Annotated in this window: 26 protein-coding genes; 10 read left to right on the forward strand and 16 right to left on the reverse strand. The window is 65.7% G+C overall.

All coding sequences use genetic code 11. The features are described 5' to 3' along the window. Window positions 1–322 precede the first annotated feature (322 nt). The gene (locus tag ACRQ5Q_RS15900) at window positions 323–2,176 is read left to right on the forward strand and encodes an ATP-binding protein (RefSeq protein WP_439375643.1); all 1,854 of its coding nucleotides are present in this window, start codon (window positions 323–325) and stop codon (window positions 2,174–2,176) included. A 176-nt stretch (window positions 2,177–2,352) separates the two neighbouring features. On the opposite strand, the gene ACRQ5Q_RS15905 is transcribed toward ACRQ5Q_RS15900, so the two are convergent. Continuing rightward, a complete protein-coding gene (locus ACRQ5Q_RS15905; protein ID WP_439398853.1) occupies window positions 2,353–3,522 on the reverse strand; it encodes a M20 aminoacylase family protein in 1,170 nt (389 codons plus the stop codon). A 114-nt stretch (window positions 3,523–3,636) separates the two neighbouring features. After that, window positions 3,637–4,944 (reverse strand): adenylosuccinate lyase, encoded by a 1,308-nt coding sequence (purB, locus tag ACRQ5Q_RS15910; protein ID WP_439398855.1) that lies wholly within the window; start codon window positions 4,942–4,944, stop codon window positions 3,637–3,639. Between the two features lie 562 nt (window positions 4,945–5,506). On the opposite strand from purB, the gene ACRQ5Q_RS15915 reads away from it, so the two are divergent. Next, the gene (locus ACRQ5Q_RS15915; protein ID WP_439398857.1) at window positions 5,507–6,094 is read left to right on the forward strand and encodes a TetR family transcriptional regulator; all 588 of its coding nucleotides are present in this window, start codon (window positions 5,507–5,509) and stop codon (window positions 6,092–6,094) included. Between the two features lie 9 nt (window positions 6,095–6,103). Here ACRQ5Q_RS15915 and ACRQ5Q_RS15920 read toward each other — a convergent pair whose 3' ends face one another. From ACRQ5Q_RS15920 to ACRQ5Q_RS15930, 3 genes are all read right to left on the reverse strand, one after another. Beyond that, window positions 6,104–6,409 (reverse strand): hypothetical protein, encoded by a 306-nt coding sequence (locus ACRQ5Q_RS15920; protein WP_439398858.1) that lies wholly within the window; start codon window positions 6,407–6,409, stop codon window positions 6,104–6,106. Window positions 6,410–6,521: 112 nt separating this feature from the next. Continuing rightward, the gene (locus tag ACRQ5Q_RS15925) at window positions 6,522–7,175 is read right to left on the reverse strand and encodes a response regulator (RefSeq protein ID WP_439369122.1); all 654 of its coding nucleotides are present in this window, start codon (window positions 7,173–7,175) and stop codon (window positions 6,522–6,524) included. 7 nt (window positions 7,176–7,182) lie between these two features. Continuing rightward, window positions 7,183–8,553 (reverse strand): histidine kinase, encoded by a 1,371-nt coding sequence (locus ACRQ5Q_RS15930; RefSeq protein WP_439398860.1) that lies wholly within the window; start codon window positions 8,551–8,553, stop codon window positions 7,183–7,185. Between the two features lie 199 nt (window positions 8,554–8,752). Here ACRQ5Q_RS15930 and ACRQ5Q_RS15935 point away from each other — a divergent pair, with 199 nt between their 5' ends. The 5 genes from ACRQ5Q_RS15935 (at window position 8,753) to ACRQ5Q_RS15955 (ending at window position 13,105) form a co-directional block, all read left to right on the forward strand. Beyond that, window positions 8,753–9,538: a MotA/TolQ/ExbB proton channel family protein gene (locus tag ACRQ5Q_RS15935; protein ID WP_439398862.1), complete on the forward strand. Its 786-nt coding sequence runs from the start codon at window positions 8,753–8,755 to the stop codon at window positions 9,536–9,538. Next, window positions 9,535–10,221, forward strand: coding sequence for a hypothetical protein (locus ACRQ5Q_RS15940; RefSeq protein ID WP_439369116.1), 687 nt, complete (start codon window positions 9,535–9,537; stop codon window positions 10,219–10,221). The genes ACRQ5Q_RS15935 and ACRQ5Q_RS15940 overlap by 4 nt, the downstream gene beginning before the upstream one ends. Continuing rightward, the gene (locus ACRQ5Q_RS15945; protein ID WP_439369114.1) at window positions 10,214–10,819 is read left to right on the forward strand and encodes a hypothetical protein; all 606 of its coding nucleotides are present in this window, start codon (window positions 10,214–10,216) and stop codon (window positions 10,817–10,819) included. The genes ACRQ5Q_RS15940 and ACRQ5Q_RS15945 overlap by 8 nt, the downstream gene beginning before the upstream one ends. A gap of 117 nt (window positions 10,820–10,936) precedes the next feature. Beyond that, window positions 10,937–11,677, forward strand: coding sequence for a metallophosphoesterase family protein (locus tag ACRQ5Q_RS15950; RefSeq protein WP_439369113.1), 741 nt, complete (start codon window positions 10,937–10,939; stop codon window positions 11,675–11,677). Between the two features lie 6 nt (window positions 11,678–11,683). Continuing rightward, window positions 11,684–13,105, forward strand: coding sequence for a serine/threonine protein kinase (locus tag ACRQ5Q_RS15955; protein ID WP_439398864.1), 1,422 nt, complete (start codon window positions 11,684–11,686; stop codon window positions 13,103–13,105). Window positions 13,106–13,111: 6 nt separating this feature from the next. Here the strand turns inward: ACRQ5Q_RS15955 and ACRQ5Q_RS15960 are convergent, their stop codons facing one another. From ACRQ5Q_RS15960 to rpe, 4 genes are all read right to left on the reverse strand, one after another. Then, window positions 13,112–13,303 (reverse strand): hypothetical protein, encoded by a 192-nt coding sequence (locus tag ACRQ5Q_RS15960; RefSeq protein ID WP_439369111.1) that lies wholly within the window; start codon window positions 13,301–13,303, stop codon window positions 13,112–13,114. A gap of 24 nt (window positions 13,304–13,327) precedes the next feature. Continuing rightward, on the reverse strand, window positions 13,328–13,501 hold the full coding sequence (locus tag ACRQ5Q_RS15965) for a hypothetical protein (RefSeq protein ID WP_439369109.1): 174 nt from the start codon (window positions 13,499–13,501) through the stop codon (window positions 13,328–13,330). A 5-nt stretch (window positions 13,502–13,506) separates the two neighbouring features. After that, complete coding sequence (locus ACRQ5Q_RS15970; RefSeq protein ID WP_439369107.1) at window positions 13,507–13,647, reverse strand: hypothetical protein; 141 nt, start codon at window positions 13,645–13,647, stop codon at window positions 13,507–13,509. Between the two features lie 150 nt (window positions 13,648–13,797). Beyond that, a complete protein-coding gene (rpe, locus tag ACRQ5Q_RS15975) occupies window positions 13,798–14,499 on the reverse strand; it encodes a ribulose-phosphate 3-epimerase (protein ID WP_439369106.1) in 702 nt (233 codons plus the stop codon). Between the two features lie 253 nt (window positions 14,500–14,752). Here rpe and ACRQ5Q_RS15980 point away from each other — a divergent pair, with 253 nt between their 5' ends. Then, on the forward strand, window positions 14,753–15,535 hold the full coding sequence (locus ACRQ5Q_RS15980) for an EF-hand domain-containing protein (RefSeq protein ID WP_439398866.1): 783 nt from the start codon (window positions 14,753–14,755) through the stop codon (window positions 15,533–15,535). A gap of 147 nt (window positions 15,536–15,682) precedes the next feature. Here ACRQ5Q_RS15980 and ACRQ5Q_RS15985 read toward each other — a convergent pair whose 3' ends face one another. Both ACRQ5Q_RS15985 and ACRQ5Q_RS15990 read right to left on the reverse strand, forming a co-directional pair. Next, window positions 15,683–16,681 (reverse strand): P1 family peptidase, encoded by a 999-nt coding sequence (locus ACRQ5Q_RS15985; RefSeq protein ID WP_439369103.1) that lies wholly within the window; start codon window positions 16,679–16,681, stop codon window positions 15,683–15,685. Between the two features lie 58 nt (window positions 16,682–16,739). After that, window positions 16,740–19,565 (reverse strand): PAS domain S-box protein, encoded by a 2,826-nt coding sequence (locus tag ACRQ5Q_RS15990; RefSeq protein ID WP_439398868.1) that lies wholly within the window; start codon window positions 19,563–19,565, stop codon window positions 16,740–16,742. Window positions 19,566–19,790: 225 nt separating this feature from the next. On the opposite strand from ACRQ5Q_RS15990, the gene ACRQ5Q_RS15995 reads away from it, so the two are divergent. Beyond that, window positions 19,791–20,177, forward strand: a complete 387-nt coding sequence (locus ACRQ5Q_RS15995) for a response regulator (protein ID WP_439369101.1) — start codon at window positions 19,791–19,793, stop codon at window positions 20,175–20,177. A gap of 79 nt (window positions 20,178–20,256) precedes the next feature. Here the strand turns inward: ACRQ5Q_RS15995 and ACRQ5Q_RS16000 are convergent, their stop codons facing one another. From ACRQ5Q_RS16000 to ACRQ5Q_RS16020, 5 genes are all read right to left on the reverse strand, one after another. Next, complete coding sequence (locus tag ACRQ5Q_RS16000; protein WP_439369099.1) at window positions 20,257–21,375, reverse strand: branched-chain amino acid ABC transporter substrate-binding protein; 1,119 nt, start codon at window positions 21,373–21,375, stop codon at window positions 20,257–20,259. A gap of 150 nt (window positions 21,376–21,525) precedes the next feature. Next, window positions 21,526–22,269 carry an ABC transporter ATP-binding protein gene (locus ACRQ5Q_RS16005; protein ID WP_439369097.1) on the reverse strand — a complete coding sequence of 248 codons (744 nt, stop codon included), beginning with the start codon at window positions 22,267–22,269 and terminating at the stop codon, window positions 21,526–21,528. Then, window positions 22,266–23,111 carry an ABC transporter ATP-binding protein gene (locus ACRQ5Q_RS16010; protein ID WP_439398870.1) on the reverse strand — a complete coding sequence of 282 codons (846 nt, stop codon included), beginning with the start codon at window positions 23,109–23,111 and terminating at the stop codon, window positions 22,266–22,268. The genes ACRQ5Q_RS16005 and ACRQ5Q_RS16010 overlap by 4 nt, the downstream gene beginning before the upstream one ends. Further along, a complete protein-coding gene (gene livM / locus ACRQ5Q_RS16015; RefSeq protein WP_439369095.1) occupies window positions 23,108–24,427 on the reverse strand; it encodes a high-affinity branched-chain amino acid ABC transporter permease LivM in 1,320 nt (439 codons plus the stop codon). Before livM ends, ACRQ5Q_RS16010 begins: the two co-directional genes overlap by 4 nt. 9 nt (window positions 24,428–24,436) lie before the next feature. Beyond that, window positions 24,437–25,354, reverse strand: a complete 918-nt coding sequence (locus tag ACRQ5Q_RS16020; RefSeq protein WP_439369093.1) for an ABC transporter permease subunit — start codon at window positions 25,352–25,354, stop codon at window positions 24,437–24,439. A 270-nt stretch (window positions 25,355–25,624) separates the two neighbouring features. On the opposite strand from ACRQ5Q_RS16020, the gene ACRQ5Q_RS16025 reads away from it, so the two are divergent. Then, entirely contained in the window at window positions 25,625–25,792 is a 168-nt protein-coding gene (locus ACRQ5Q_RS16025; protein ID WP_439369091.1) for a hypothetical protein, read from the forward strand. The last annotated feature ends 110 nt before the right edge of the window (window positions 25,793–25,902 follow it).

A 25,902-nucleotide genomic window follows, 5' to 3' on the forward strand; every position in this document is an offset into this window, starting at 1 on the left:
CGAAGCTCCAGCGCGGCAACGCGGCCAGCGCAGGCAACACGGCGCCCGCCGCCCCCAATGCCGTAACGAAGCTGCGACGGCTGGTCGGACTTCGACCGCTGTGTGCGTACGTCATGTTGGCTCTCCCTGCGACGGGCAATCATTCGCAACACGAGCCATGCCGGTGATGTCGCGGCCATCGCGCAACGACTGGCCAGACCGGTATACCTTGGCGGGCGAGAATGTCGCGTTCCGCCCCACCTATCCATGCTATTATTCTATCACGCGCAGGCGTCGACACCAGAAGACGCGCTGTCACACGAGCATCGAAGACCCAAGGCCGATGTCAGTTCCTGCTCTGGTCCCGTCTTGGCGATGGCTGGCTCGTCCGCTGATCGTGGCGGTCGTGGCGCTACTGACGCTGTTCGCTGCGACGACGTTTCTCGGCCTGCAATATCAGCAGGAGCGGCAGGCGGCTCACGACGTGCTTGGGCACAGCCGCCAGGTGCTCGAAACGCTCGATCGGTTGCGTTCGATGACCGCCGAGCTGGAGACCGAACGGCGCGGGTATCTAATGACCCTCGACCCCACCTATCTCAAAGCCTACGGGGTCTCCGACGAAGGTGTGCGGCGCGAGGCGCAGGCGCTGCTCGCGCTGGTCGCGGACGATCCGTTGCAAAGTCTGCGCGCGCAACATCTGGCGCTGACCGTTTCGGCAAAGCTGCGCGAGATTGACCAGATGGTGAAGTCCGCCGGCACGTCCGGGCAGCCGGCGCTGGCGATGATCCGCAGCATGGACGAGATCCGCTCGCAGATCGATCAGATGGTGGATCATGAGCGCTTTCGGCTCGCCGACCGGGAGACGCATGCCGACGCATTCGAGCAGCGCTGGACCTGGCTGATTGCCGGCGCCGTCGTCCTCGTCGTCGCGCTTGCGGGAGCAGCGCTGGCGCTCGCGCGGCTCGAAGCGAAGCGGCGGAGACAGGCGACCGAGGAGAACATTCAACTGCAGAGCGATCTTGCAGCGCGGGATATCAAGATCCGGCGCCTGTTCGATTCCAACATCATCGGGATCATCATCTGGGAAGTCGAGGGGCGCATTGTCGAGGCCAATGACGCGTTCCTGCGCATCGTCGGATATGACCGGAATGATCTCGCTTCGGGGCGCCTGCATCGATACAATCTGACGCCGCCGGAATGGCGCGACCGCGACGAAAAAACCGCGGCGGAGTTGAAGCGGGTCGGGACGGCCCAGCCGTTCGAGAAGGAGTATGTCCGGAAGGATGGAAGCCGTGTTTCCGTGCTGATCGGCGGGACGATGTTTGCACCAGGTGGAGATCAAGGGGTCGGCTTTGTCCTCGATTTGACGCCTCTCAAGCGGGCAGAGGCCGAAGCTCGCGAGCACGAGCGGCTCTACCGCGAAGCCCTGATGGAGCTCGCGCACGCCAATCGCGTCACCACGATGGGGCAGATCACGGCTTCGATTGCCCATGAGGTCAACCAGCCGATCGCCGCGATCGTGGCGAACGCCGAGGCCGGGTTGAATTGGCTGGAGGCTCAACCGCCAAATCTGGAGCGGGTTCGACAGACATTCGACTGGATCACCGGCGATGGCATGCGAGCCGGCGGCATCATCGGCCGGATCCGGGCGTTGATAAGGAAAGCGCCGCCGCAAAAGGAGGATATGGACATCAACCAGGCGGTGCTCGACGTCATCGCGCTGACCCGCAGTGAAGCGTTCAAGAACCGCGTCTCGGTACGAACGCAACTTGCCGAAGGCCTGCCGACCATTCCGGCGGACCGGGTTCAACTTCAGCAAGTGCTGCTCAACCTGATCGTCAACGCGATCGAGGCGTTGGCCGCGGTTGGCGAGCACGAACGCGAGTTGCTGATCAGCACCGACCGGGATGTATCGAACGGCGTGCACGTCACCTTGCGGGATTCCGGTCCGGGACTGGATCCGAAGAATCTCGAGTGCCTGTTCGAGGCCTTCTACACCACCAAGCCGGCAGGCATGGGCATGGGCCTCGCCATTTGCCACTCGATCATAGAGGCGCATGGTGGACGGATGTGGGCCGGCGCCAACGAGCCTCGGGGCGCGGTCTTTCAGTTCTCCCTGCCTCTCGCCTCGGGCGAGGCCACATCCGGCATGTTGAGGGCGGACGAGCCAACGGGCCTGCGCTCTGTTGCCCACTGACGAGGGCCGCCACCTATCCCTTTGCGGCCGCGCGGGGCGGGTCTGTCCGCTGGTGCGCAATTTCGGGTTCAAGGCCGACGGCGATCGAGCGCAGCGACATCCGGGGCAGTGCTGCAATCTGACGAGACTTGTCCCGGGTGTCGCTTCCGCTCACCCGGGCTACAAGCTTTGGTCAGCTACGCCGGCATCCTCGTCTCGATCATGCGCACCCAGAACGAGGCGCCGTGGCCGAGGATGTTGTCGTTGAAGACATAGGCGGGGTGGTGGCACTCGTTGCCGTCGCCCATGCCGACCAGCACCATGGCGCCGGGACGCGCCTCCAGCATGAACGAAAAGTCCTCGGCGCCCATCATCGGGATGAACTTGTCGTTGACGCGATCATTGCCGACGATGTCGCGGGCGACGTCGGCGGCAAGGCCGGCCTCGCGCGCATGGTTCATCGTCACCGGATACATCCGCGTGTACTTCGTCTCCGCCGAGCCGCCATAGGCGCGGGCGACGCTCTCGGCGACCTCGCCAATGCGGCGCTCGACGAGATCGCGCACCTCGGGATCGAGCGTGCGCACGGTGCCGGCGAGCTCGGCGACTTCAGGGATGATGTTGAAGGCGGTTCCGGAGTGGAATTGGGTGATCGAGATGACGGCCGATTTCAGCGGATCGACGTTGCGCGCGACGATCGATTGCAGCGCGTTGACGATCTGCGAGCCGATCAGCACGCTGTCGACCGATTTGTGCGGACCGGCGCCGGCGTGACCGCCCTTGCCGTGGACCGTGATCTGGATGTTGTCGGAGGAAGCCAGCATCGCGCCCGGCGTGGTGGCGAAATGGCCTTCCGGCAGGCCGGGCATGTTGTGCATGCCGTAGACTTCCTGGATGTTCCAGCGTGTCATCAGCCCGTCCTCGACCATCGCCTTGCCGCCGCCGCCACCTTCCTCGGCGGGCTGGAAGATCATGATCGCAGTGCCGTCGAAATTGCGCGTCTCGGCGAGATATTTGGCGGCGCCGAGCAGCATGGCGGTGTGGCCGTCATGGCCGCAGGCGTGCATCTTGCCGGGCACCTTCGAGGCGTAGGGCACGCCCGAGGTCTCCATGATCGGCAGCGCGTCCATGTCGGCGCGCAGGCCAATGGTCTTGCCGGAGGCCGAGTTGCGTCCGCGGATCACGCCGACCACGCCGGTGCGGCCGATGCCCGTCACCACCTCGTCGCAGCCGAATTCGCGCAGCTTGTCGGCGACGATGCCGGCGGTGCGGTGGACTTCGTAGAGCAGCTCCGGGTTCTCATGGAAGTCATGGCGCCAGGCGGCCATTTCGTCGGAGAGGGCGGCGATGCGGTTGACGATGGGCATGGGGGATCCGTTTTTGATTGGTTGGGCAGCCCGGATGAGCGAAGCGACATCCGGGATCTTTCGCAGGTGAATGCCGGGGTATTGCTGCGCTCACCCGGGCTACGGACGTGACGCTCAGCTCTCCCCGAACACGCGCTTGAAGATCGTGTCGACGTGCTTGAGGTGATAGCCGAGGTCGAACTGCTCCTCGATCTCGGCGTCGCTGAGATATTTCTTCACTTCAGCATCCTTCTTCAGGAGCTGGAGGAAATCGCCTTCGCCGCGCCAGACCGGCATGGCGTTGCGCTGCACCAGCTTGTAGGCGTCCTCGCGGCTTGCGCCCTTCTGGGTGAGCGCCAGCAGCACGCGCTGCGAATGCACGAGGCCGCCGAGGCGGTCGAGGTTCTTCTGCATGTTGGCGGGATAGACCAGGAGCTTGTCGATCAGGCCGGCGAGGCGCACCAGCGCGAAGTCGAGCGTGACGGTGGCATCGGGGCCCATCATGCGCTCGGCCGAGGAGTGCGAGATGTCGCGCTCGTGCCAGAGCACGACGTTCTCCAGCGCCGGGGTCACATAGGCGCGCACCATGCGGGACAGGCCGGTGAGGTTCTCCGACAGCACCGGATTGCGCTTGTGCGGCATCGCGGAGGAGCCCTTCTGCCCTTCCGAGAAGAACTCTTCGGCCTCCAGCACCTCGGTGCGCTGCATGTGGCGGATCTCCACCGCGATGCGCTCGATCGAGGAGGCGATCACGCCGAGCGTCGAGAAATACATGGCGTGACGGTCGCGCGGGATCACCTGGGTCGAGATCGGCTCCGGCACGAGGCCCATGGCCTTCGCGACATGCTCTTCGACGCGCGGGTCGATCTGCGCGAAGGTGCCGACGGCGCCCGAGATGGCGCAGGTCGCGACTTCTTTCCGCGCTGCGATCAGGCGCTCCTTGGCGCGCGTGAACTCGGCATAGGCATAGGCGAGCTTGAGGCCGAAGGTGACGGGCTCGGCATGGATGCCGTGGCTGCGGCCGATGGCCGGCGTCATCTTGTGCTCGAAGGCACGCTTCTTCAGCGCCGCCAGCACCTTGTCGAGGTCGGCGAGCAACAGGTCGGCGGCGCGGGTGAGCTGGACGTTGAGACAGGTGTCGAGCACGTCGGAGGAGGTCATGCCCTGGTGCACGAAGCGCGCCTCGGGGCCGACGATCTCGGCGAGGTGGGTGAGGAAGGCGATGACGTCGTGCTTGGTCTCGCGCTCGATCTCATCGATGCGGGCCACGTCGAAGGTGGCGTCCTTGGCCTTGGCCCAGACCGTTTTGGCGGCCTCCTTGGGGATGGTCCCGAGCTCGGCCAGGGCATCCGCCGCATGCGCCTCGATCTCGAACCAGATCTTGAACCGGGTCTGCGGCTCCCAGATCGCGGCCATTTCGGGACGGGTATAGCGGGGGATCATCTGACGGCTCCAGGAAGGTGGGCGGGCGGTCCCTCGGGGCTGCGCCGGCCAAAATGCTTTTTACGCCGTGATTTAACAGAGCGGGCAGGGCGAAACAAACGGTCTGGGCCCCGGAAGAGGGGGATCACCGAGCTATCCACCGGGCCCCGGGCCGGCAGGGTGGCGCCGCCGGGCCGCAAATATTAACTGTCAGTCACGTATCTTTGACTGACAGATATTGAAATCTGTCATCTAGACGTGTATATCCGTTCCCGGACGCTCCGATTGGGCGTCCCGCGGCCATCCTGCCAGGGGGTCCCGAGATTCGAAAAACCAGCGGATCGAGGGACGTAATCAAGGGGTGGGAGCCGTGGACGAATGGAGACTTGAGACGATGACGACCGAAATCCTCAATTTCACCGGCACCATTGGGCATTGGCTCAATTTGCTGGTGGCGCGCCAGATAGCGGCGCAGGCTGCAAAACTGCCTCATTAAGGCGAGAGCTTTCCGAAACGACCGGTAGAGGCGCTTCGGAATCAGCGCCGTCGCCGGACGAACCCTGGACGGGAACAAGGTGCTGGCATGAATGAAGCCGTTATCCTGACGCCGGAGCGGATCCTCGAAGTCACCGAGGACGTCTTGCGGCGCTACGGACTTGCCAAGGCCACCGTGGTTGACGTTGCCCGTGCGCTCGATGTGAGCCACGGCAGCGTCTATCGCCATTTCCCAAGCAAGGCCTCCCTGCGCGAGGCCGTTGCCAAACGCTGGCTCGACCGGATCGACGCGCCGCTCCTGGCAATCGTCAGGGAGCAGGGACCGGCGCCGGACAGGCTCGACCGCTGGCTGCGCACGCTGTTCGCGGCCAAGCGTTCGCGCGTGCTCGACGACCCCGAGATGTTCGAAACCTATCTTACTTTGGCGCGAGAAGCCTGCGCGGCCGTCAAGTGTCACAAGGACACCATGATCGACCAGATCGCGGCGATCCTGACCGATGGCGTCAGCCAGGGCGCGTTTGCCGTGGACGACGTCAAGGGGACCGCGCGCGCGATCTTCGATGCGACCTGCCGCTTCCATCATCCGGCGCATGCCGACGAATGGAAGGACGCCGATCTGCCGGGGCGTGTCGATGCGACGCTCGCACTGGTGCTGCGTGGGTTGAAGGCGGCGTAGACGACTAGCTTACCCTCTTGCCTTGTGGAGAAGCGCGCCCTCGCGGACGGAGGGCGATGCAGTTGCGTGCCGGCGCGGGTGAAGCCCGCCGTTGGCTGCTGGTGCGACCGGCGGGCTCTCCGGGTATGTATTGACCGCGATTTCGACGACATCCTTTGACCGCTTGCGGAGGCGATAGAAAGTCAGCTCCTGTTCGAGCATGGGACAGCGGAAATGGACGACGGCGGTATCGGGAAGTCGGCAAAGCTCGTCGATGAGTTCGCCTACGGTGATGATCGGGGGGTGGGCTGCCGGGTTGTGATGACCCTTACTCATGAGATTCACTCCTTCACTCTGCTACCAACCGGAACCGCATGCTGTCAGTTCCAATCCGCCTACCAGATTGGCAGCTTCGAGTTCGCCTGAGGCGGAAGCGGCAGCCCCGCTGCTAGATCTTCGTCAGCCCGCACGTCGCGGCCAGCCGCACCAGCTGTGCGTCCGTGCGCGCGCCGGTCTTGGTCTTGATCAGGTAGTGATAGTTCTGGACTGTCTTTACACTGAGATTGAGGTGCGTCGCGATCTCTTCGGTGGTAGCTCCGCCGGCGAACTGGCGCAGGATCTCGATCTCGCGCTCGCCGAGCTGGTCCAGCACCGAGCCGGTCGGCGACAGGCTGTCCTCGGCGAGGGTATGCGCAATGTCGTCGCTCATCGCGCGCTCGCCGCGGGCGACGCTGCGGATTGCATTCACGACCGCAGACGGCTCGTTGCTCTTGGTGACGAAGCCGGAGGCGCCGGCGCCGAAGGCCGCTTTCACCAGAACGGCCTCGTTGTGCATGGTGAAGACGAGGATCCGTGCCCGCGGGCTGCGGGCGCGGATGTTGCGGATGGCTTCCAGCCCGCTTGCGCCGGGCATCGAGATATCCAGCACGACGACGTCAGGATCGTGCGCCTTGAAGGCGCCGTATGCATCCGCCGCGTTGTCGGCCTCAGCCACGACATGTAGATCGCCCTGGCTCTCCAGCACGCGCCGGTAGCCTTGCCGGACGATCGGATGATCGTCGACCAGCAGCACGGAGATGCCTGTTGCGGCGACATCGCTCATGTCGGCCTCACGCGGCGAGCGGGATGGTGGCGGCGACACTGAGGCCGCGGGTTGCAGGCAGGATCGACAGCGATCCGCCGGCTGCGGCGACACGCTCGCGAATGCCGGTGAGGCCGAAGCCGGCCGACTGCGCGACGCGTGCGGCATCGCCGCCCCCGTCGTCCTCGACACGGATGACGAGCGCATCGTCCTCGCCCGCGCGCCGCTCGACCCGCAGCGAGATCTCGCGCGCCGTACTGTGACGCAGCGCGTTGGTCAGGCATTCCTGCGCGACACGATAGGCGGTGGTGGCGGCCGGGCCGGAGATGTCGGTGAGGTCGCCCCTGAGGTCGAGCTGGATTGTCGGCCGCGCCGTGCTGTGCGAGCGCCAGGTGTCGACGAGATTGACGAGGCTGGCCTCGAGCCCGAGCTCCTCGGGCAGCGGATTGCGCAGCCGTTTCAGCGCATCGCGCAGCGAGGCCATCAGATGATGGGTGGCCTGCGAGATCATGCGCGCGTCCTGCGCGATCCCATCGTCCTTGTTCTGCTTCGCGCTCGCGGTCTCGATGGTGTTGGCAAAGGCGAGGATAGCGGAAAGATTTTGCCCGAACTCGTCGTGCAGCTCGCGGGCGAGCGCGCGGCGCTCGTCGTCGCGCATCTCGATCAAGCGCCGCGTCAGCGCCGCGCGCTGTTCGGTGGCTTCCTCCAGCCGCCCGCCGAGCTCGCCGACGGCGCTCCCGATCATCGCCAGCTCCAGCGAGCGGAAGCGCGGCAGTTTCGTGCGATACTGTCCGCGCGCCATGCGCTGGAGAGCCGTGACGATCGTGCGTGCCGGCGCCAGCGCGTGCGCGATGGCGAGCGACGCCAGCAGTGCAATCGCGCCCGCCATCAGCAGCGCGACATCGATGACGTTGAGGATGTATTCCCAGGCGAGCGAGATCGCGGCAATCGCATCCGGCGACGCGACCACGGTGCCGGCGGCTGCGGCGCGCGGACTGACGGGCCGCACCACCTCGGCATGGCTGCCGAGGAAGGTCGGCACGATGGACGCGAACCAGCGCGGCGGGGTCTTGCCGAGCCCCTCGCTCTGGCCGCAGAGCGGCTTCTCGAATGTGGTCGCCGGCTGGAACTCGACGCAGACGCCGGGCGAGATCAGCTTCATCGTCTCCAGCGTGCGCCATTCCGGAACCGGCAGCAGGTGCTCGCGGGCTCTGCTGCTGCGCAACAACAGCTCATGCCAGTACAGCGCCTGAAGTGCCTGCGCGACCCGCTGCGCCGAGGCCGCGGTCGCCCGGTCAATGCTGCGATAGGCGTCGAACGTGGCCCATATGGTCGCCGCGCCGAGGCACAGCGCCACGATGAGCAGCAGGCGGGCAACAAGCTGAAGTACGAGGCGCATGCGATCACCCCCGGCGTTTGGTAAGGTCAGCCTAACAACGCCGCCGCGCCTTGCCAATTGCAGGGTGTGGCAGGATTGCAGCTCGGGCAAATTTCCCAAGCCGGTTTGGGCATGGGTCTTTGGACCGGGCCCGGTAGCTTTGATCTAATCGGGATGGAATCTTTACAGGCCCATCGTTGCGGGCGAGGAGCGGTGCAGCATGAGTTCAATGACCATTGGACCGATCGCCGGGTCTGCTGCAGATCCATCCGAGCGCAGCGCGCTGCTGTTCTGGATGATCTTCACCGGGTTGTCGATCTTCGCCGTCGTGCTGCTGTGGCGCTTCGGCCTGATCCATCTGATGCTGACCTCGGACCGCACCTACATTTCGAGCGTCATCGCGGTGCTCTACATTGTCACCTGTGGCCATTGTTTCCTGCGCACGCGCGCGATCGCGCGTGAGGGGGCGGCGGCGCGGCGTTGCCGGGCGGCGCTCGCCGCGCCTGATGGCGGCAGGGTGCTCGATGCGCGTGCGACGGCGCTGCCGCGCGGGCTGGTGCGCGATCACATCGAGAGCCTGGTGACGAAGGCGGCGGCGCAGGATTACCGCCCCGTGGACCAGACGCTGCTGCTGCGGACGCTGGCCGACCGGCTGCGCGGCTCCAACGGCTTCGGCGCCTTCGTCTCGGACACGCTGATGAAGCTCGGCCTGCTCGGCACCATCATCGGCTTCATCATCATGCTGGCGCCGATCGCGGGGCTGGATGCCGCCGACAAGGTCGCGATGCGCTCGTCCATGGGGCTGATGAGCGACGGCATGGCGGTCGCGATGTACACGACGCTGGCCGGCCTCGTCGGCTCGATCCTGGTCCGCATCCAGTACTACATGCTGGATTCGGCGACCCAGCGGGTGTTCTCGGATGCGGTGGTGCTGACCGAGACCTATGTGACGCCGGTGCTGGAACGCAAAGGTTCTGAAACCAAGGGCGCCGGAACGTCGTCATGATGGATGATTTCGGCCTCTATCCACGCGAGGAGCCGTTCGATCCCCTCGGCGTGATGCTGTTCAAGGCGCTCCAGGTGATCGCCTTCCTGTTCTTCCTTGCGCTGCTCGCGGTGTCCCCGGACGCCAAGGACGGCAAGATCGACTCCAAGGCCGAGTTCATCATTACGCTGGACTGGCCGGACAACCACCCTGACGATCTCGACCTGTTCGTGCAGGATCCCGCCGGCAATATCGCCTGGTATCGCCACCGCGAGGCCGGCTTCCTCACGCTCGATCGCGACGACCGTGGCGGCGCCAACGATTTCATCATGGTTGCCGGCAAGAAAATCGCTTCCCCCATCCGCGAGGAGATCGTGACGGTGCGCGGCATCCTCGCCGGCGAATACACGGTGAACGTCTCGCATTTCGTTGCGACGACCGGCGAGCCGGTGACCGCCAATGTGAAGGTGCAGAAGCTCAATCCGACCGCGCAGGTGATCTTCGACAACAAGTTCACGCTCGACCACACCGGCGACGAGAAGACCGCGGTGCGATTCCGCATCGATGCCGAAGGCAAGGTCGTCAATGTCGATCAGCGGCCGAAATCGCTGCTGGAGACGTTCCGCAGCAGCTGGCGCAACGGCGCCGATGTCGATCCCAAGACCGGTGTGAGCAGGAACGCTGTGAGGATCCGCCGTGAGTAACCCGCAGACGGTCATCGCGACGCTGTCGGTCGCCTATGCCGTCATCGGCGCGCTGCTGCTGGTCGTGCTGGTCTATGCGCGGCTGCACTGGTCGCTGAAGGCGGTCGCGGTGGTCGTGACCAGCGCCTTCTATGTCGTCAGCTTCACCGAAATGCGCGGACTGCTCGGCTGGGCCAGCCCCGACCGGCTGCCTGCTACCTTCAAGCTGCTGAAGGCCCGCATCGTCGAGCCGCATTCGCTGGAGGGCGACCCCGGCTCGATCTATCTTTGGGTCGAGGCGCTGGACGAGGACAATCGCCCGAGCGGCATCCCGCGCGCGTTTCGTGTGCCCTACAATGACAGGTTGGCCGACAAGACCCATGCCGCGGAGAACGAGATCGCGCTCGGACATCCGCAAGGCGGCCGCGCGGCCGATTTCGGCGGCGGCGACGGCAGCCTGATCGACATGGTCAGGGAATATGTGACCCCAAAGACCATCCTGGAGACCAGCGGCGGCGATTCCTCGACCGGCGAATTCAATGCCCCGCCCGCCGCTGCCCAGGGCGCGGTGTTCACCCCGATTCCGCCGCCCCGGATGCCGCCGAAGGACGAGCAATAGGCCTTTCACCATCACCGCAGCGCTGCGCTGGTAAACGGCGCAGCGCTGACGCATCCTGTTGACCTCCCTCAATTTGGCCTCATCGGCCTCCAATAAGAATTTGAGGGTGGAGGGTGCGTGCTTCTCGCTGTCTTCTCGGATATCCATGGCAACAGGCAGGCGTTCGAGGCCTGCCTGAAGGCTGCGCGCGCCAAGGGCGCCGAGCGATTCATCCTGCTCGGCGACTTCGTCGGCTATGGCGCCGATCCGGAATGGGTGGTGGATACCGCGATGGAGCTGGTTGCGCAGGGGGCCGTCGCCGTGCGCGGCAATCACGACCAGGCGGTCAATTCCTCGGCCGAGACCATGAACGCCGAGGCGCAGATCGCGATCGAATGGACCCGTGGCCGGCTCGATACCGCGCAGCGGCGATTCCTGGCCGAACTGCCGATGCTGGTCGAGGACGGCGACCGCCTGTTCGTGCATTCGGAAGCCTCCAGCCCACAGCGCTGGCACTATGTCCGATCGACGGCGGATGCCGCCAAGAGCCTGATCTCGACACCGGCCCATGTCACCTTCTGCGGCCACATCCACCGTCCGGCGCTGTATTCGATGTCGGTGACGGCGAAGATGACGAGCCTCGTGCCCAAGACCGACGTCGCGGTGCCGCTGCTGCGCGGACGGCAATGGCTCGCCGTGCTCGGCTCGGTCGGCCAGCCTCGCGACGGCGATCCGTCCGCGGCCTTCGTGCTGTTCGACACGGTGACGTGCCGGATCACCTATTGCCGCGCGCCCTATGACATCGAGACGGCCGCGAGCCGGATCCGCGAGAACGGCCTGCCGCACTGGCTCGCGGACCGGCTGTCGCAGGGACGCTAGAAGCCGATGCCCAAACCCCTGGTCAAGTCGGGCGCTGTGATCGACGGCTACACGATCGGCGAATGCGTCCATGCCGGGGGCATGGCGACGCTCTGGACCGTCACCCATCCCGGCATCGACGTGCCCTTGCTGATGAAGATCCCCAGGGTGTCGGAGGGCGAGGACCCCGCCGCGATCGTCTCCTTCGAGATGGAGATGATGATCCTGCCGCGGCTTGCGGGTCCGCACGTGCCCGCCTGTTTCGGCACCGGCGATTTCGCGCACCAGGCCTATGTCGTGATCGAGCGCATCCCCGGGACCACGCTCTACAAGCGGCTGCCCGACCTGCCGCTGCCGTATGACGAGGCGCGGCAGCTCGTCGCCAGGGTCGCGACCGCGCTCGCCGACCTGCACAGGCAGAACGTGATCCATCACGACATCAAGCCCAGCAGCATCATGTTTCGCGAGAGCGGCGAGGCGGTGTTGATCGACTATGGCCTGTCGCACCATGACCATCTGCCCGATCTCCTGCAGGAGGAGTTCCGCCTGCCTTACGGCACCGCGCCGTACATGGCGCCGGAACGGCTGCTCGGCGTGCGCGACGATCCGCGCAGCGATCTGTTCTCACTCGGCGTGCTGCTCTATTTCTTCACCACCGGCGAGCGTCCGTTCGGCGAGGGCGAGACGCTGCGCGCGATGCGGCGGAGGCTCTGGCGCGATCCGCATCCGCCGCGCGCGCTTCGCGCCGACTATCCGCCCTGGCTCCAGGAGGTGGTGCTGCGCTGTCTGGAGATCGAGCCGGTGTGGCGCTATCCGACCGCGTCCCAGCTCGCCTTCGATCTGGCCCATCCGGGCCAGGTCAAGCTGACGACACGCTCGGAGCGGCTGAAGCGCGATCCACTCAGCATCGCCTGGCGGCGCCGCTTCAACCAGGGCGTCATGGCCCCGCGCGCGAAATCGGATGTCGCAGCGCAGATCGCATCGAGCCCGATTCTCGCGGTTGCACTCGACACGGCGGAAGGCGCGCCGGAGCTGAACGAGGCCCTGCGCGTCACCACCGAGCGCATTCTCGCCACGCTGCCCTCGGCGCGGCTTGCCTGCGTCAACGTGCTCAAGCTGAACCGCATCGCGATCGACCGGACTCTGGACGAGCAAGGCTCGAACAAGCATATCGACCGCCTGGTCGCGCTCCGGCATTGGGCGACGCCCTTGAAGCTCGACGAGAGTCGGCTCTCGGTTCACGTGCTGGAGGCCGTCGATCCCGCGGCGGCGCTCTTGGAATTCGCCGAGGTCAACCAGGTCGACCACGTCATCATCGGCGCGCGGCAGAGCTCGTTTCGCCGCACGCTGCTCGGCAGCGTCTCGGCCAAGGTGGCCGCGGAAGCGGCCTGCACCGTCACCGTGGTACGGCCGCCGCGGATGGCGGCGGATGCGGATGAGGTCAATTAGACCAAATCAGGCTGCGTGAGCGGTGTGGACGACGCGCTTGCGGCGGATGGGCCAGGAGAATTGCTGCCCCGGCTCGCCGTGATCCGCGCTGCCGCCAAAATACTGGATGATCTCGCGGCAGGGCTCGCAATTGAACAGGTTACGCGACGCGGATGCCTTGGTCATTTCCTTCAGGCAGTTGGGGCAATGCGGTTTCATGGCGTCGTTCCGAAAAGGAGATCGTCAGTGGTGGCGCTGGGACGGGTGGTCCAGGTCCGAATTGTCGGGCCTGGCATCGTCGACCGGCGCGCCGTCAGTGCGTTCGAGCCGACCGAAGAAATAGTCGAGGCTCGGATGGGGGCGCCGCGGAATCCGGCACCTGCGTTTCGGCAGGCGCTTCACGAGGGCGATCTGCATGGGCGTCAAGCCCGATGGCGGTCGTGACGGATGTTGCGGGCCGAACGCGCCGGGGCCTCGACCGGTCCGGCCGACGGGCCGAACACGACAAATGCACCGAAACCGATCCACAACGCCACGCCAGTCCAAACCAGGGTCGTCGTCATGATGTGCTCCTGCAAAAACCGGCAGGAATCACTTGCAGTGATTTGCACGAGGCAGTGAAGCCCGGATGAGTACGGGTCGAAGTTGCAATTTTAGGCATTGCCCGCCGCAGCACCCGTAAGGTCCGAAGGATGCGGGCGCTTCTTCGGTCTTCAGATCGCCTCGCCACGCGCCCCGAGCGCCGCGTTGCGGATCGCGGCGATGTTGGCCTTATAGGCGTCCTGCGTGCCGCCCCTGAACACGGAGGTGCCGGCGACGAAGGCGTTGGCGCCGGCGGCCGCCAGCGGGCCTGCGACGTCGGGGCCGACGCCGCCATCGACCTCGATGTCGATCGGACGGCCCGCGACCATTGCCCGGATGTCGCGGATCTTGTTGATCGCGGAGGGAATGAAGGCCTGGCCGCCGAAGCCCGGATTGACCGACATCACCAGCACGAGGTCGACGAGGTCGAGAACGTATTCGAGCGCGCTGATGGGCGTGCCCGGGTTGAGCGAGACGCCGGCCTTCTTGCCGAGCGCGCGGATGGCCTGGAGCGAGCGGTGCAGGTGGGGACCGGCCTCCGCATGCACCGTGATGTGGTCGCAGCCGGCCTTTGCGAAGGCTTCGAGATAGGGATCGCAGGGCGAGATCATCAGATGCGCGTCGAAGATCTTCTTCGTGTGCGGGCGCATCGCCTTGATGACCTCGGGGCCGTAGGAGATGTTGGGAACGAAATGCCCGTCCATCACGTCGAGATGGATCCAGTCCGCGCCGGCGGCGTCCACTGCGCGCACCTCCTCGCCGAGTCTCGAGAAATCCGAGGCCAGGATCGAGGGCGCGATGGCCAGGGGGCGGGGGGCGAAGGCTTGGGTCATGGCGCTGTTTCCCGTGGCGGCCGGACGACGAATGGGCCTCGCCTAACATGGGTCTCCGTGGCGGGCAATGAGGAGGGGCGCGCTTCCTGTGGGCGGAAATTTCTGCCGCGACCGGCATGAATTGCCGATGTTCCCGCGACCCGCCAAGCGTGGCTGATGCGGATTTCATTGAGCTTTTCGCGCTGGCACGACGCTTGCTGACTTCATCTGCAGAACGTTGGCTGCGGCATGCCGCATCGGTCGGAGTTGTGCAATGCTGTTCGCCCTTGGCGCCGTCTCGAGTGCCCTCGACGCGATCCAGTCGCTGACGAACTCGATATCGTCGTCGGCGCAGAAGACGGGATCCGCCCAGAGCGCGCCGACCAATCCGTTCGCGATCGACAGCCGCAGCAGCGCGACCAGTGGGGCGACCTCGTCGGTCAATGCCGGCAAATATCCGCAGATCTCGCCGGAGACCATGAACGCCTTGTTCGCCGCGCAAAGCCAGTCCTCGGACGGCATCGGCGGCGCGACCGGTTCGACTTCGTCGAGTTCGACGAGCCGGCAGGCGGCGCTCAAGAACCTGTTCTCGAAGATCGACGCGGACGGCGACGGCAAGATCACCAAACCCGAGTTCGAGAACGCGCTCGGAGCCGGCGGCACCAACCTCGCGCAGGCCGACCACGTGTTCTCGAAGATGGATGCGAATGGGGATGGCAGCATCGATCTCGGCGAGATGACGAAGGCGCTGAGGGCCGGCCATCGCGGACATCACGCGCAAGATGCGGGCGATGCGTCGGGCAGCGGCTCGAATTCCTCGTCGTCGTCGAGCGGCGGATCGACCTCGACCACGACGACCAACGCCGACGGCTCGACCACCACCACCGTCACCTATGCCGACGGTTTCAAGATGTCGACCACGGTGCCGGGTGCCTCCAGCAGCTCGAAGGCGAACGGTGGCGGCAATTCGCCCTATGACTGGTTCGGCCAGATGATGCAGCGCCAGGCGCAGGCCGCCACCGCGACCGCGTCCTCTTCGATGTCGATGAGCGTGTGACTTTTCACCGCGCCCCCGCTTGCGGCGAGAGCTCGAATTCGGGTGGGGAGCTCTCCGCGAGTCTAACTCTCACCGCTCCCGCGGAGATTCCCCTTCACCCCAACCCTCTCCCCGCAAGCGGGGCGAGGGAGCGCACCGTTGCCGCGGCTATCTGCCGAACCGATCCTTCCACGCCGGCTGAGCGCCGGGGAACGGCAACGCCGTCGCGCTGTACACGCCGCGGGCGATCGCGCGCGCGACCACATTGGCGGCGACCGTGCCGAGCTCGGTGAGGCCGGCCAGCGGCTCGATCGGCTTCTCGCCGGTCGCCGCCGCAAACAGCACGTCGCCGTCGGTCGGTGCATGCACCGGATAGATCGCGCGGGCAAAGCCGGTGTGCGCGATCATCGCCAGCCGCTTGGCCTGGGGCTTGGTCAGCACCGCGTCGGTGACGATGGCGCCGATGGTGGTGTTTTCGCGCGCGGTCGCCGCGGGACCGCCCTTGATGCGCATGCGCAGCATGTCGTCGGTGAACTTCTCGGGCAGGCCGCGTCCGCCGAATTCGCCTCCCAGCTCGAACGGCGCCGCCCAGAACCACGGCCCGTCGCCGACGGTGACAGTGCCGACCGCGTTGACGGCGACGATCGCCGCGACCTTCACGCCGTCAGGCGTGATCGCGGAGGCCGAGCCGAGCCCGCCCTTGAACGTCGCAGTGGTGGCACCGAAGCCCGCACCGACGCTGCCGAGCGCGAAGTCCGCGCCGGCCGCGGCCGCCGCGGCGTAGCCGAGGTCTCGATAGGGCGAGAAGCGTCCCCAGGCCTTGTCACCGCCATTGAGGAGGTCGAACAGGATCGCGCCCGGAACGATCGGGATCAGCGCCTCGCGGACGCGGTGGCCGCGTCCCTGCTCGGCGAGCCAGGCCTGCACGCCACCGCCGGTATCGAGGCCGAAGGCGGAGCCGCCCGACAGCGCGATCGCGTCGACGCGCTCGACCGTGTTGGCGAGATCGAGCAGTGCGTCCTCGCGCGTGCCGGGGCCGCCGCCGCGGACGTCGATCGCCGCGACCGCGGGCTGGTCGAAAATGATCGCGGTCGTGCCGGAGGCGACTTTGGCGTCCACGGCATGGCCGACGCGAACGCCGGCGATGTCGGTGAGCAGATTCTTCAAGACAGGCCTCGTGCGCTGAAGGAGTTCGTCCTTGCGATAGCGCAGGGATGCCGCCGGCTCAACTGGCGAGCGCGGTCCTCAGCATCTTGGCGAGCTCGGACTTGCGGTAGGGCTTTGCCAGCAACAGCACGCCGGAATCGAGCCTGCCGTGATGGACGATGGCATTCTCGGTGTAGCCGGAGGTGAACAGCGTCTTCAGGTCGGGGCGGCGGCGGGCCGCCTCGTCGGCAAGCTGGCGGCCGTTCATGGCCCCCGGCATGATGATGTCGGTGAACAGCAGGTCGATCTCCTCGTCGGCATCGATGATGGTGAGGGCTTCGGCCGCGTTGGCGGCTTCCAGCGCGGCATAGCCGAGGCTCTTGACCTGGGTCACCACATATTGCCGCACCAGGGCGTCGTCCTCGACGATCAGGATCTTCTCGTCGCCGCCGGCGAGGGGGACGCTCTGCAGCGCCTCGAACTCGGTCTCCTGCACGCCGTTCGAGCGCGGCAGGTAGATCTTCACGCTCGTGCCGTGACCTTCCTCGCTGTAGATCTTGATGTGTCCGCCGGACTGCTTGACGAAGCCGAACACCATGCTGAGCCCGAGTCCGGTGCCCTTGCCGACCTCCTTGGTCGTGAAGAACGGGTCGAACACCCGGTCGATCAGGTCGGCCGGAATGCCGCTGCCGGTGTCGCTGACCGCGATCATCACGTAATTGCCGGCGGTGACGTCGGGGTTCATGCTGGCATAGCCGTCGTCGAGGAAGACGTTGCGGGTCTCCAGCACCAGGGTGCCGCCGTCGGGCATGGCATCGCGCGCGTTCAGCGCCAGATTGAGGATCGCGGTGGAGAGCTGGCCGGGATCGACCAGGGTCGGCCAGGCATCCTCGGTGAGCTGCGGCATGATGGTGATCTGCTCGCCCAGCGTCGGATGCAAGAGCTTGGCAGCCTCGAGCGCCAGCGCATTGACGTCGATCTCGCGCGGCTGGAGCGGCTGCTTGCGGGCGAAGGCGAGCAGATGCTTGGTCAGTTGCGCGCCGCGCTCGGCGGCATCGTCGATCAGCTTGGTGATGGCGGCAAGCTCCGGCCGGTCGGCCACGGCGTCTGCCAGGATGCCGATCGTGCCGGTGATCACCGTCAGCACGTTGTTGAAGTCGTGGGCGACGCCGCCGGTGAGCTGGCCGATGGCGTCCATCTTCTGGACCTGCCTGAGCTGGGCCTCGGCAGCCTGCTTCTCGGTGAGGTCACGGCCGATGAAGAAATGGCGTTTCACGGGCTCGGACCAGGTGCCCATCCAGTTCAGCGTGACCTCGTGACCGTCGCGGTGGTAGTAGCGCGCCTCGAAGCTGCGCTTGACCGCGCCGCGCCGCGCCGCGCGCATCTCGCCCCGGGTCTTCTCGAGGTCATCAGGGTGGATGAACTCGATCGCGCTGTGCCCGACCATGTCCTCCGGGCTGAAGCCCAGGATGGTCTTCACGCTGGGGCTGACCTGGATGAAATTGCCAAAACCGTCGGTGACCAGGATCAGGTCCTGCGAGGTCTCGAAGATGCGCTGGCGCTCCTCGATCTCGCGATTGAGAGCCATCTCGGCCCGCTTCCGCTCCGTCACGTCGCGGGCCACCTTGGAGGCGCCGATGATCTTGCCGTCGGTCGAGCGCAGCGGGACCTGGCTCAGCACCACGTCGATCGGTTGACCGTTCTTGTGCAGCCGCACCGCTTCCTGCTGGTCGATGACCTCGCCATTGCGGGTGCGCGCCAAATTTTCTGCGATGTCCTCAAGCTGGTCGTCCGGCATGATGATGTCGATGGAGCGGCCGACCGCCTCGCTGGCGGAGTAGCCGAAGACGCGCTCGGCCGCGTGGTTCCAGGTCGTGATCGTGCCGTCGAGCGAGTTGGTGATGATGGCGTCGTTGGAGGATTCGACCACGGCGGTGAACAGCCGCTCGCGCTCGGCGTGGTAGTCGCGCTCGGCGTCCGACTTGCGTTTCAAGGCGCCGACCATGCCCGCGGTCTGGGCCTGGAGGCGGACGTTCTCGACAAGCAGCACCGCGAGCACGAAGGTCGCCGAGCAGAGGCCATAGAGGCGGCCGGCATAGAAGCCGAGATCGAAGCGTGCGACGTTCACGATCGCCGAGAGCGCGATGTCGAACAGCCAGGCGCACATCACGACCATGAGCCAGATGTCGATCACGGAATGCGGCTTGCGAAACCACAGCGAGACGAGGGCGGCAAAGCTCAGCGACCACACGAAGGCCACGACGCCGATCATGGTCGGCGTGTAGCGGCCGTCGCGCAGCAGGACCGGGAGCAGCTCGTGCTGGGCGGTAACGATCCAGGCGAAGACGACCATGGCGGCGATGACGCCGAACACGATGCTGCAGATCGCGCCGGCCGTCGTGCCGCGAATCCTGGCGCCGCCATCGGCCTCCTTCAACCAGGCGTAGCCCAGCACGCAGATCGGGAAGCCGGCGTGCCAGATCATGTAGAGCCAGACCGTGGTCTGCGGGCCCGCGCCGAGAAGCCCGGTCGGCGTGAACAGGCCGGGGAAGGTGAGGGCATGGACCACCGCGGCGGCGGCGGTGAACAGATAGCCGGTCGCGAGCCACAGCAGCGCGCGGGTCCGCAAGACCGAAAACTGCGACAGCAGCAGCACCGCGGTGACGATGTCGCTGACGGCGAGGGCGGATTGATAACTCGCGACAAAGGCGGGAACGGGCAGGAGCCGGATACCTGCGAAAGGCACGGCCAGCGCGAACAGGATTGCGGACACGCCGACGATCGCCAATGCGGCGGTGCGGTCGGTTGAGTTGGCCGGCAGCGTCGAAAGGAATGTGCTGCGGTCGATCGTTGCGGGCACGTCCATCTCTCGCAGACCGGTCTTCGCCATCGTCATCGACGTCATTTGGATTGCCTTGGGCCAGCTCCATGGTAGCGGGTTATAGGCTCGTATCGTGCACCGTTACGGCCGCGACTCAACCGAAGGTTACAGCTTACTTAATTTTAGGGGGGACGCGGAATAGGGTCGGTAAGATGGGCTTTACTGGACGGTGTCATAATGCCCTTCGGCCGTGGCGGGTTCCACGTTTGAATCCTTCGATCTGATCTCGATATCCGGGAGTAGTTCCCTATGCCCCGCGTTCTCATCATAGACGACCAGAAGGACGTCCGCGCGATGGTCGCGATCGTGCTCCGGGTCCATCGTTTCGAGGTCGTGGAGGCCGACAGCGGCGCGGACGGGCTGAAAGCTTTCGCGGAAAGCCCGTGTGACGCTGCAATCGTCGATATCTTCCTTGGCAACACCAGCGGCGTCGACGTCATCGCGAGCCTGCGCGAGCGTGCGCCGGGACTTCCCGTCATTGCGGTGTCGGGGATGACGACGCTCGATTTCCTGCACCAGGCGCCTCACCTCGCCAATGTGGTCTGCCTGCAAAAGCCGTTTCGGCCGAACGACCTCCTGCAAGCACTGCGGAAGGCCCAGGCCGAGACGGGCGGCGAGCTGCCCGCAGCCGTCTGACCTCGGCGCAAGAAGAAACGCCCCGCCGCAAGCCGGGGCGTTGTGACGGTTGGATGGCAGCCTGAGGCCCGAAAGCGCGTCAGGTGCCGTTGCCCTTGATCTCGGCGTAGCCGCCCTTGGCGTCCCACTTGTAGACGACGTAGTCGATCTGCTTGATGTCGCCCTTGGCGTCGTACTCGATCGGGCCGATCACGGTGTCCCACTTGCCGCCCTTCATAGCCTCCATGACCTTCTTGGCATCAGTGGTGCCGGCCTTCTTGGCCGCCTGCGACCACACCTGCATCGCCGCGTAGGTGTAGAGCGTATAGCCTTCGGGATCGATGTTCTTCGCCTTGAAGGCATCGACGATCTTCTTGGCCGTCGGCTTGTTGCGCGGATCGGGGCCGAACGTGAACAGGGTGCCTTCGCCGGCGGGGCCGGTGATGGAGGCGTACTCCTTGTCGGCGAGCGCGTCGCCGGCCATCAGCACCGTCTTGAGGCCCTGGTCACGCATCTGGCGCAGGATCAGGCCGCTCTCCTGATGGTAGCCGCCGACATAAACGAGGTCGATGTTGTCGCGCTTCAGGCGCGAGACGATCGCGTTGAAGTCCTTGTCGCCCTTGTTATAGGACTCGTACATCTTCTCAGTGATGCCCGCCTTGTTGAGCGCCTTCTTGGTCTCGTCGGCAAGACCCTTGCCGTAGGTGGTCTTGTCGTTGAGGATCGCGATGTTCTTGCCCTTGTAGTTCTTGGCGATGTACTGCGCAGCGATCAGGCCCTGCTGATCGTCACGGCCGCAGACGCGCGCCACGTTCCAGAGCTTGCGCTCGGTGAAGAGCGGGTTGGTCGAGGCCGGGGTGATCTGAAGGACGTTGCCGTCGGCATAGGCCTCGGAGGCGGGGATCGACGACGACGAGCAATAGTGCCCGGCGACGAAGGGGATCTTGGCGCCGGCGATCTTCTCGGCGATCGAGCGCGCCTGCTTCGGATCGCAGGCATCGTCCTCGACGGAGAGCGCAAGCTTCTTGCCGTTGACGCCGCCGGCGGCGTTGATATCGGCCACCGCCATCTCGGCGCCGTTCTTCATCTGGCGGCCGAAGGCGGACTCGCCGCCGGTCATCGGGCCTGCGACTGCGATGGTGACATCCTGCGCGAATGCCGCGCTCGACAGCGCGATCGACGCGCCGAATGCCAGACCGATGAGCTTCAGTGATTTCATGAGATACCTCGCGGGTGGTCGCCTGTGGAAGTCGCCGGGCATGCCCGGTCCAAACCGGCACCATTCTTGAATGAATTCGAGGAGAAGTCACCGGCAAAATACGGGCATTGGCGGAGATATCTCGCCGCATTGCGCTGCAGATGGCCGCGCTCAGCCGTGCCGGCCGCCTTCCAGATAGGCTGCGCGAATCTCGGGGCGCTGCAGCAACTCGGCGCCGGTCCCGGCCAGCGTGATCAGGCCATTGACCATGACGTAGCCGCGGTGGGCGAGCTTGAGCGCATGGTTGGCGTTCTGCTCGACGATCAGGACGGTCAGGCCGTCCTGCCGGTTCAGGGTGCGGATCGCGTCGAAAATCTGGCGGGCGATCAGCGGCGCGAGCCCGAGCGAGGGCTCGTCGAGCAGGAGCAGGCGGGGGCGGCTCATCAAGGCACGGCCGATCGCCAGCATCTGCTGCTCGCCGCCGGACAGGGTTCCGCCGCGCTGGGCGTAGCGTTCGTTCAGCCGCGGAAATAGCGTGAAGACGCGCTGGAGCGTCGCCTCGCGCTCCGCATCGGTGCATTCGGTGGCATCGGCCCCCATCTGGAGGTTCTCCGCCACGCTCATGCGCGGGAAGATGCGGCGGCCCTCCGGCGATTGCGCGATGCGCAAATGCGCGATCTCATGGGTCGGCACGTCGGTGATGTCACGGCCTTCGTACAGGATCTGGCCGGCGCGGGCGCGCGGCTTGCCGAAGATCGTCATCATCAGCGTCGACTTGCCGGCGCCGTTGGCGCCGATCAGCGCCACGATCTCGCCGGCATTGATCTCGACGTCGACGCCCTTCAGCGCCTCGATCTTGCCGTAGGCGGCGCGCAAGGACCGGATCGCGAGCAGGGGAGTGGGTGCCGCCGTCACGTCCCGCCCTCCATCACGGCCACCGCCTCTTGCTCGTCGGTGCCGAGATAGGCGGCGATCACCTTGGGATCGTCGCGGACCTCGCGCGGCGTGCCTTGCGCGATCTTGACCCCGTGGTCCATCACCACGATGTGGTCGGAGATCTCCATCACCACCGACATGTCGTGCTCGATCAGGAGGATCGAGGTGCCGAGCTCGTCACGGATCGAGAGCAAGAGCTCGCTCAGGGCGGCGCTCTCGCGCGCATTGAGGCCGGCGGCCGGCTCGTCGAGGCACAATAGCGCGGGCTCGGTGCACATCGCGCGCGCGATCTCGAGCCGGCGCTGGTCGCCATAGGCGAGGTTGCCGGCAGCGTCGTCGGCGCGGTCGAGCAGGTTGACGCGCCTCAGCCAGTCGGTGGCCAGATCAATCGCGTGCTTCTCGGCGTCCCGATACACGGGCGCGCCGACGAGGCCGAGCAAGGTGAAGCCGGAGGCGCGCATCAAGGCGTTGTGCTGCGCCACCATCAGGTTTTCCAGCGCGGTCATGCCGGGAAACAGGCGGATGTTCTGGAAGGTGCGCGCGACCTTGGCCTGCTTGGCGATGCGGAAATCGTTCAGCCGCTCCAGCGCGATGACCCGGCCGTCGTCATGGGTGAGGCGGATGGTGCCGCCGGTCGGCTTGTAGAAGCCGGTGATGCAGTTAAAGACGGTGGTCTTGCCGGCGCCGTTCGGCCCGATCAGCGCGGTGATCTTCTTCCGCTCGGCGGCAAAGGAGAGGTCCTGCACGGCGACGATGCCGCCGAACCGCATGGTCAGCCGGTCGACGCCAAGAATCTTATCGCCAGTCTCGTCGCTGCTCATCCGTGCCCTTCCTTGACGAGGTCGGAAGAGATCGCCTGGGCCTTGGTCAGATATACGGTCGGGGCACGATGGCCGATCAGGCCGCGCGGCCGCCAGATCATGATCAGCACCATGGCCAAGCCGAACACCAGCATGCGATAGGTCTCGAGGCCGCGGAACAGCTCGAAGCCGCCAATCATGGCGAGCGCGGCGAGCGCGACGCCGAGCTGGGATCCCATGCCCCCGAGCACGACGATGGCGAGCACCAGCGCCGATTCCTGGAAGGTAAAGGATTCCGGGCTGATGAAGCCCTGGCGGGTGGCGAAGAACGCGCCGGCGAAGCCGCCGAACATGGCGCCGGTCGCGAATGCGGTGAGCTTCGTCGTCGTGGTGTTGATGCCGAGTGCGCGGCAGGCGACCTCGTCCTCGCGCAGCGCCTCCCAGGCGCGGCCGATCGGCAGGCGGCGCAGGCGGATCGTCACCCAGTTTGTGAGCAGTGCCAGCGCAAGGATCAGGTAGAACAGGAAGATGATGCGGTGGGTCGAGGAGTACTCGATGCCGAGTTTTGCTGCTAACCCGTCATCGCTGTTGTCGAGCGGGATGCCGAAGAGGGTGGGACGCGGAATGCCTGAGACCCCGTTCGGGCCTCCGGTCAGGCTCTGCCAGTTGATGATGACGAGACGGATGATCTCGCCGAAGGCCAGCGTCACGATGGCGAGGTAGTCGCCGCGCAGCCGTAGCACGGGAAAGCCGAGCAGCACGCCCCAGAACGCGGCCAGGATGCCGGCGAGCGGCAGGCAGATCCAGAACGACCAGCCGAAATTGGTGGCGAGCAGCCCGTAGGAATAGGCGCCGACCGCATAGAAGGCGACGTAGCCGAGATCGAGCAGGCCGGCGAGGCCGACCACCACGTTCAATCCCCAGCCCAGCATGACGTAGGTGAGCACCAGGATCGCGAGGTCGAGGATGTAGCGCTGGTTATAGAAGATCACCGGCACCAGCAGGGTGAAGATTAGGAGCGCGGGCGCAAGATAGCGGCCGACGAACGACAGGCCGCTCTGCACCGCCGGCGGCACCAGCTTCTCGGTTCCGGTCGGGCCGATCCACTGCCGCAGCAGCTCGATCACGATCGAGCCGCTGAACACGATGGCGACCAGGGAGGCGAGCTCGCCAAAACGCGTCCAGTAGGTGAGCTGGCCGTCGGGGCCCGCCTCGGTACGGATGCCGACCATCAGCGAGAACAGCACCAGCGCGATCGCAGCGTTGATGAAGGCGGTCTTGAAGAGGGCTGGGATGCCCGTTGCAGGTTTGGCCGTGTTGATCGAGGGAGCTGTCACGCGCGACCGTCAGACTTTTTCGACTTCGGGACGGCCGAGCAGGCCGGTCGGCATGAAGATCAGCACGACGATCAGGATCGAGAACGCCGCGACGTCCTTGTATTCGACCGAGAAATAGGCCGACCAGAACGTCTCGATCAGGCCGATCGCCAGACCCCCGAGCATGGCCCCCGGCAGCGAGCCGATGCCGCCGAGCACGGCGGCGGTGAATGCCTTGATGCCGGCGACGAAGCCCATGAAGAAGTCGACCAGACCGTAATAGAGCAGGTACATCAGGCCGGCGACCGCGGCGAGCGCCGCGCCGATCACGAACGTCATGGAGATGGTGCGGTCGACATTGACCCCGAGCAGTGCCGCCATGGTCTGATCCTGCTCGCAGGCGCGCATGTCGCGTCCGAGCCGGGTGCGCGACACCAGCCAGGTGAAGATCGCCAGCAGCACGATGGTGATGATGACCACCATGATCTGGATGTTGGAGAGCTGGATCACGAAGCCGTCCGTGCTCTCGTGCAAGGTGTAGCCCCCGGTGATGAAGGGCGGGATCGGCTTGACCCGGGCGCCCTGCGCCACCTGCGAGTAGTTGGTCAGCACGAACGACATGCCGATCGCCGACAGCATCGGGGCGAGGCGGAAGGAATGGCGCAGCGGCCGGTAGGCGATGCGTTCGATGGTCCAGCCGTAGAGCGCGGTGATCGCCATCGACACCAGCAGCACGACCAGCAGGATCACGGGGATCGCGGTGAGGCCGAGCGAAATCAGGATCAGGAAGGTGATCAGGGCGATGAAACCGCCAATCATGAAGACGTCGCCGTGGGCGAAATTGATCATGCCGACGATGCCGTAGACCATCGTGTAGCCGATCGCGATCAGGCCGTAGATGGAGCCGAGCACGAGGCCGTTGATGAGCTGCTGGGCGAAATAATCCATAGGCTGCCGTTACCAAACCTGACGCGGAGCTCTTCGAGAGAGAGTGATTGAGTTTCTTCTCGGGCCCCGGCAGCCCTCGAGCGTTCTGCCGGTTTTGTAACAGGAGGGAACTGGCTGCCGCAACAGCTCGCGCCTTGGCAGAAGGTCTTGTACAGAGGTCATTTTCGTTTCCGGGTTCCGCAGCTGCGAGGAACCCGGGTTCCAGGGCAACCAAAGCCGGGATCGGCCGTTATCATCGTTCTCTGACGTCCAACAAGGGAGTTTCCCCCGATGACGAAGCAGCAGAACCAGAATCCGGGTCAGCAGAAGCAGAACCCCGGCCAGCGCAACCCGCAACAGGGCGGCGGCCAGAAACCCGGACAGCAGCAGCAGGACCCGATGCGCCAGGGCGATCGCCCCGGCCAGCAGCCGGGTGGCCAGCGCAGCGAGGACGAGTAGTTCGGGAGCCCCGGAGTGGGAGGGCCCCGCCGAAAGGCGGGGCCCTTTTCTTTGCCTGGCGTCATTCCGAGCCGGCTTGAAGAGTCGAACCTTGAACTCAAGATTCCGGG

The sequence above is a fragment of the Bradyrhizobium sp. PMVTL-01 genome (assembly GCF_051861855.1).
GTDB lineage: Bacteria > Pseudomonadota > Alphaproteobacteria > Rhizobiales > Xanthobacteraceae > Bradyrhizobium.

Bases quoted from the DNA above. Each gene is read 5' to 3' on its own strand.
- ACRQ5Q_RS15900 (WP_439375643.1), top strand. From the start codon at position 323: ATGTCAGTTCCTGCTCTGGTCCCGTCTTGGCGATGGCTGGCTCGTCCG.
- ACRQ5Q_RS15905 (WP_439398853.1), bottom strand. From the start codon at position 3,522: ATGCCCATCGTCAACCGCATCGCCGCCCTCTCCGACGAAATGGCCGCC.
- purB (WP_439398855.1), bottom strand. From the start codon at position 4,944: ATGATCCCCCGCTATACCCGTCCCGAAATGGCCGCGATCTGGGAGCCG.
- ACRQ5Q_RS15915 (WP_439398857.1), top strand. From the start codon at position 5,507: ATGAATGAAGCCGTTATCCTGACGCCGGAGCGGATCCTCGAAGTCACC.
- ACRQ5Q_RS15920 (WP_439398858.1), bottom strand. From the start codon at position 6,409: ATGAGTAAGGGTCATCACAACCCGGCAGCCCACCCCCCGATCATCACC.
- ACRQ5Q_RS15925 (WP_439369122.1), bottom strand. From the start codon at position 7,175: ATGAGCGATGTCGCCGCAACAGGCATCTCCGTGCTGCTGGTCGACGAT.
- ACRQ5Q_RS15930 (WP_439398860.1), bottom strand. From the start codon at position 8,553: ATGCGCCTCGTACTTCAGCTTGTTGCCCGCCTGCTGCTCATCGTGGCG.
- ACRQ5Q_RS15935 (WP_439398862.1), top strand. From the start codon at position 8,753: ATGAGTTCAATGACCATTGGACCGATCGCCGGGTCTGCTGCAGATCCA.
- ACRQ5Q_RS15940 (WP_439369116.1), top strand. From the start codon at position 9,535: ATGATGGATGATTTCGGCCTCTATCCACGCGAGGAGCCGTTCGATCCC.
- ACRQ5Q_RS15955 (WP_439398864.1), top strand. From the start codon at position 11,684: ATGCCCAAACCCCTGGTCAAGTCGGGCGCTGTGATCGACGGCTACACG.
- ACRQ5Q_RS15960 (WP_439369111.1), bottom strand. From the start codon at position 13,303: ATGAAACCGCATTGCCCCAACTGCCTGAAGGAAATGACCAAGGCATCC.
- ACRQ5Q_RS15965 (WP_439369109.1), bottom strand. From the start codon at position 13,501: ATGCAGATCGCCCTCGTGAAGCGCCTGCCGAAACGCAGGTGCCGGATT.
- ACRQ5Q_RS15970 (WP_439369107.1), bottom strand. From the start codon at position 13,647: ATGACGACGACCCTGGTTTGGACTGGCGTGGCGTTGTGGATCGGTTTC.
- rpe (WP_439369106.1), bottom strand. From the start codon at position 14,499: ATGACCCAAGCCTTCGCCCCCCGCCCCCTGGCCATCGCGCCCTCGATC.
- ACRQ5Q_RS15980 (WP_439398866.1), top strand. From the start codon at position 14,753: ATGCTGTTCGCCCTTGGCGCCGTCTCGAGTGCCCTCGACGCGATCCAG.
- ACRQ5Q_RS15990 (WP_439398868.1), bottom strand. From the start codon at position 19,565: ATGACGTCGATGACGATGGCGAAGACCGGTCTGCGAGAGATGGACGTG.
- ACRQ5Q_RS15995 (WP_439369101.1), top strand. From the start codon at position 19,791: ATGCCCCGCGTTCTCATCATAGACGACCAGAAGGACGTCCGCGCGATG.
- ACRQ5Q_RS16000 (WP_439369099.1), bottom strand. From the start codon at position 21,375: ATGAAATCACTGAAGCTCATCGGTCTGGCATTCGGCGCGTCGATCGCG.
- ACRQ5Q_RS16010 (WP_439398870.1), bottom strand. From the start codon at position 23,111: ATGAGCAGCGACGAGACTGGCGATAAGATTCTTGGCGTCGACCGGCTG.
- ACRQ5Q_RS16020 (WP_439369093.1), bottom strand. From the start codon at position 25,354: ATGGATTATTTCGCCCAGCAGCTCATCAACGGCCTCGTGCTCGGCTCC.
- ACRQ5Q_RS16025 (WP_439369091.1), top strand. From the start codon at position 25,625: ATGACGAAGCAGCAGAACCAGAATCCGGGTCAGCAGAAGCAGAACCCC.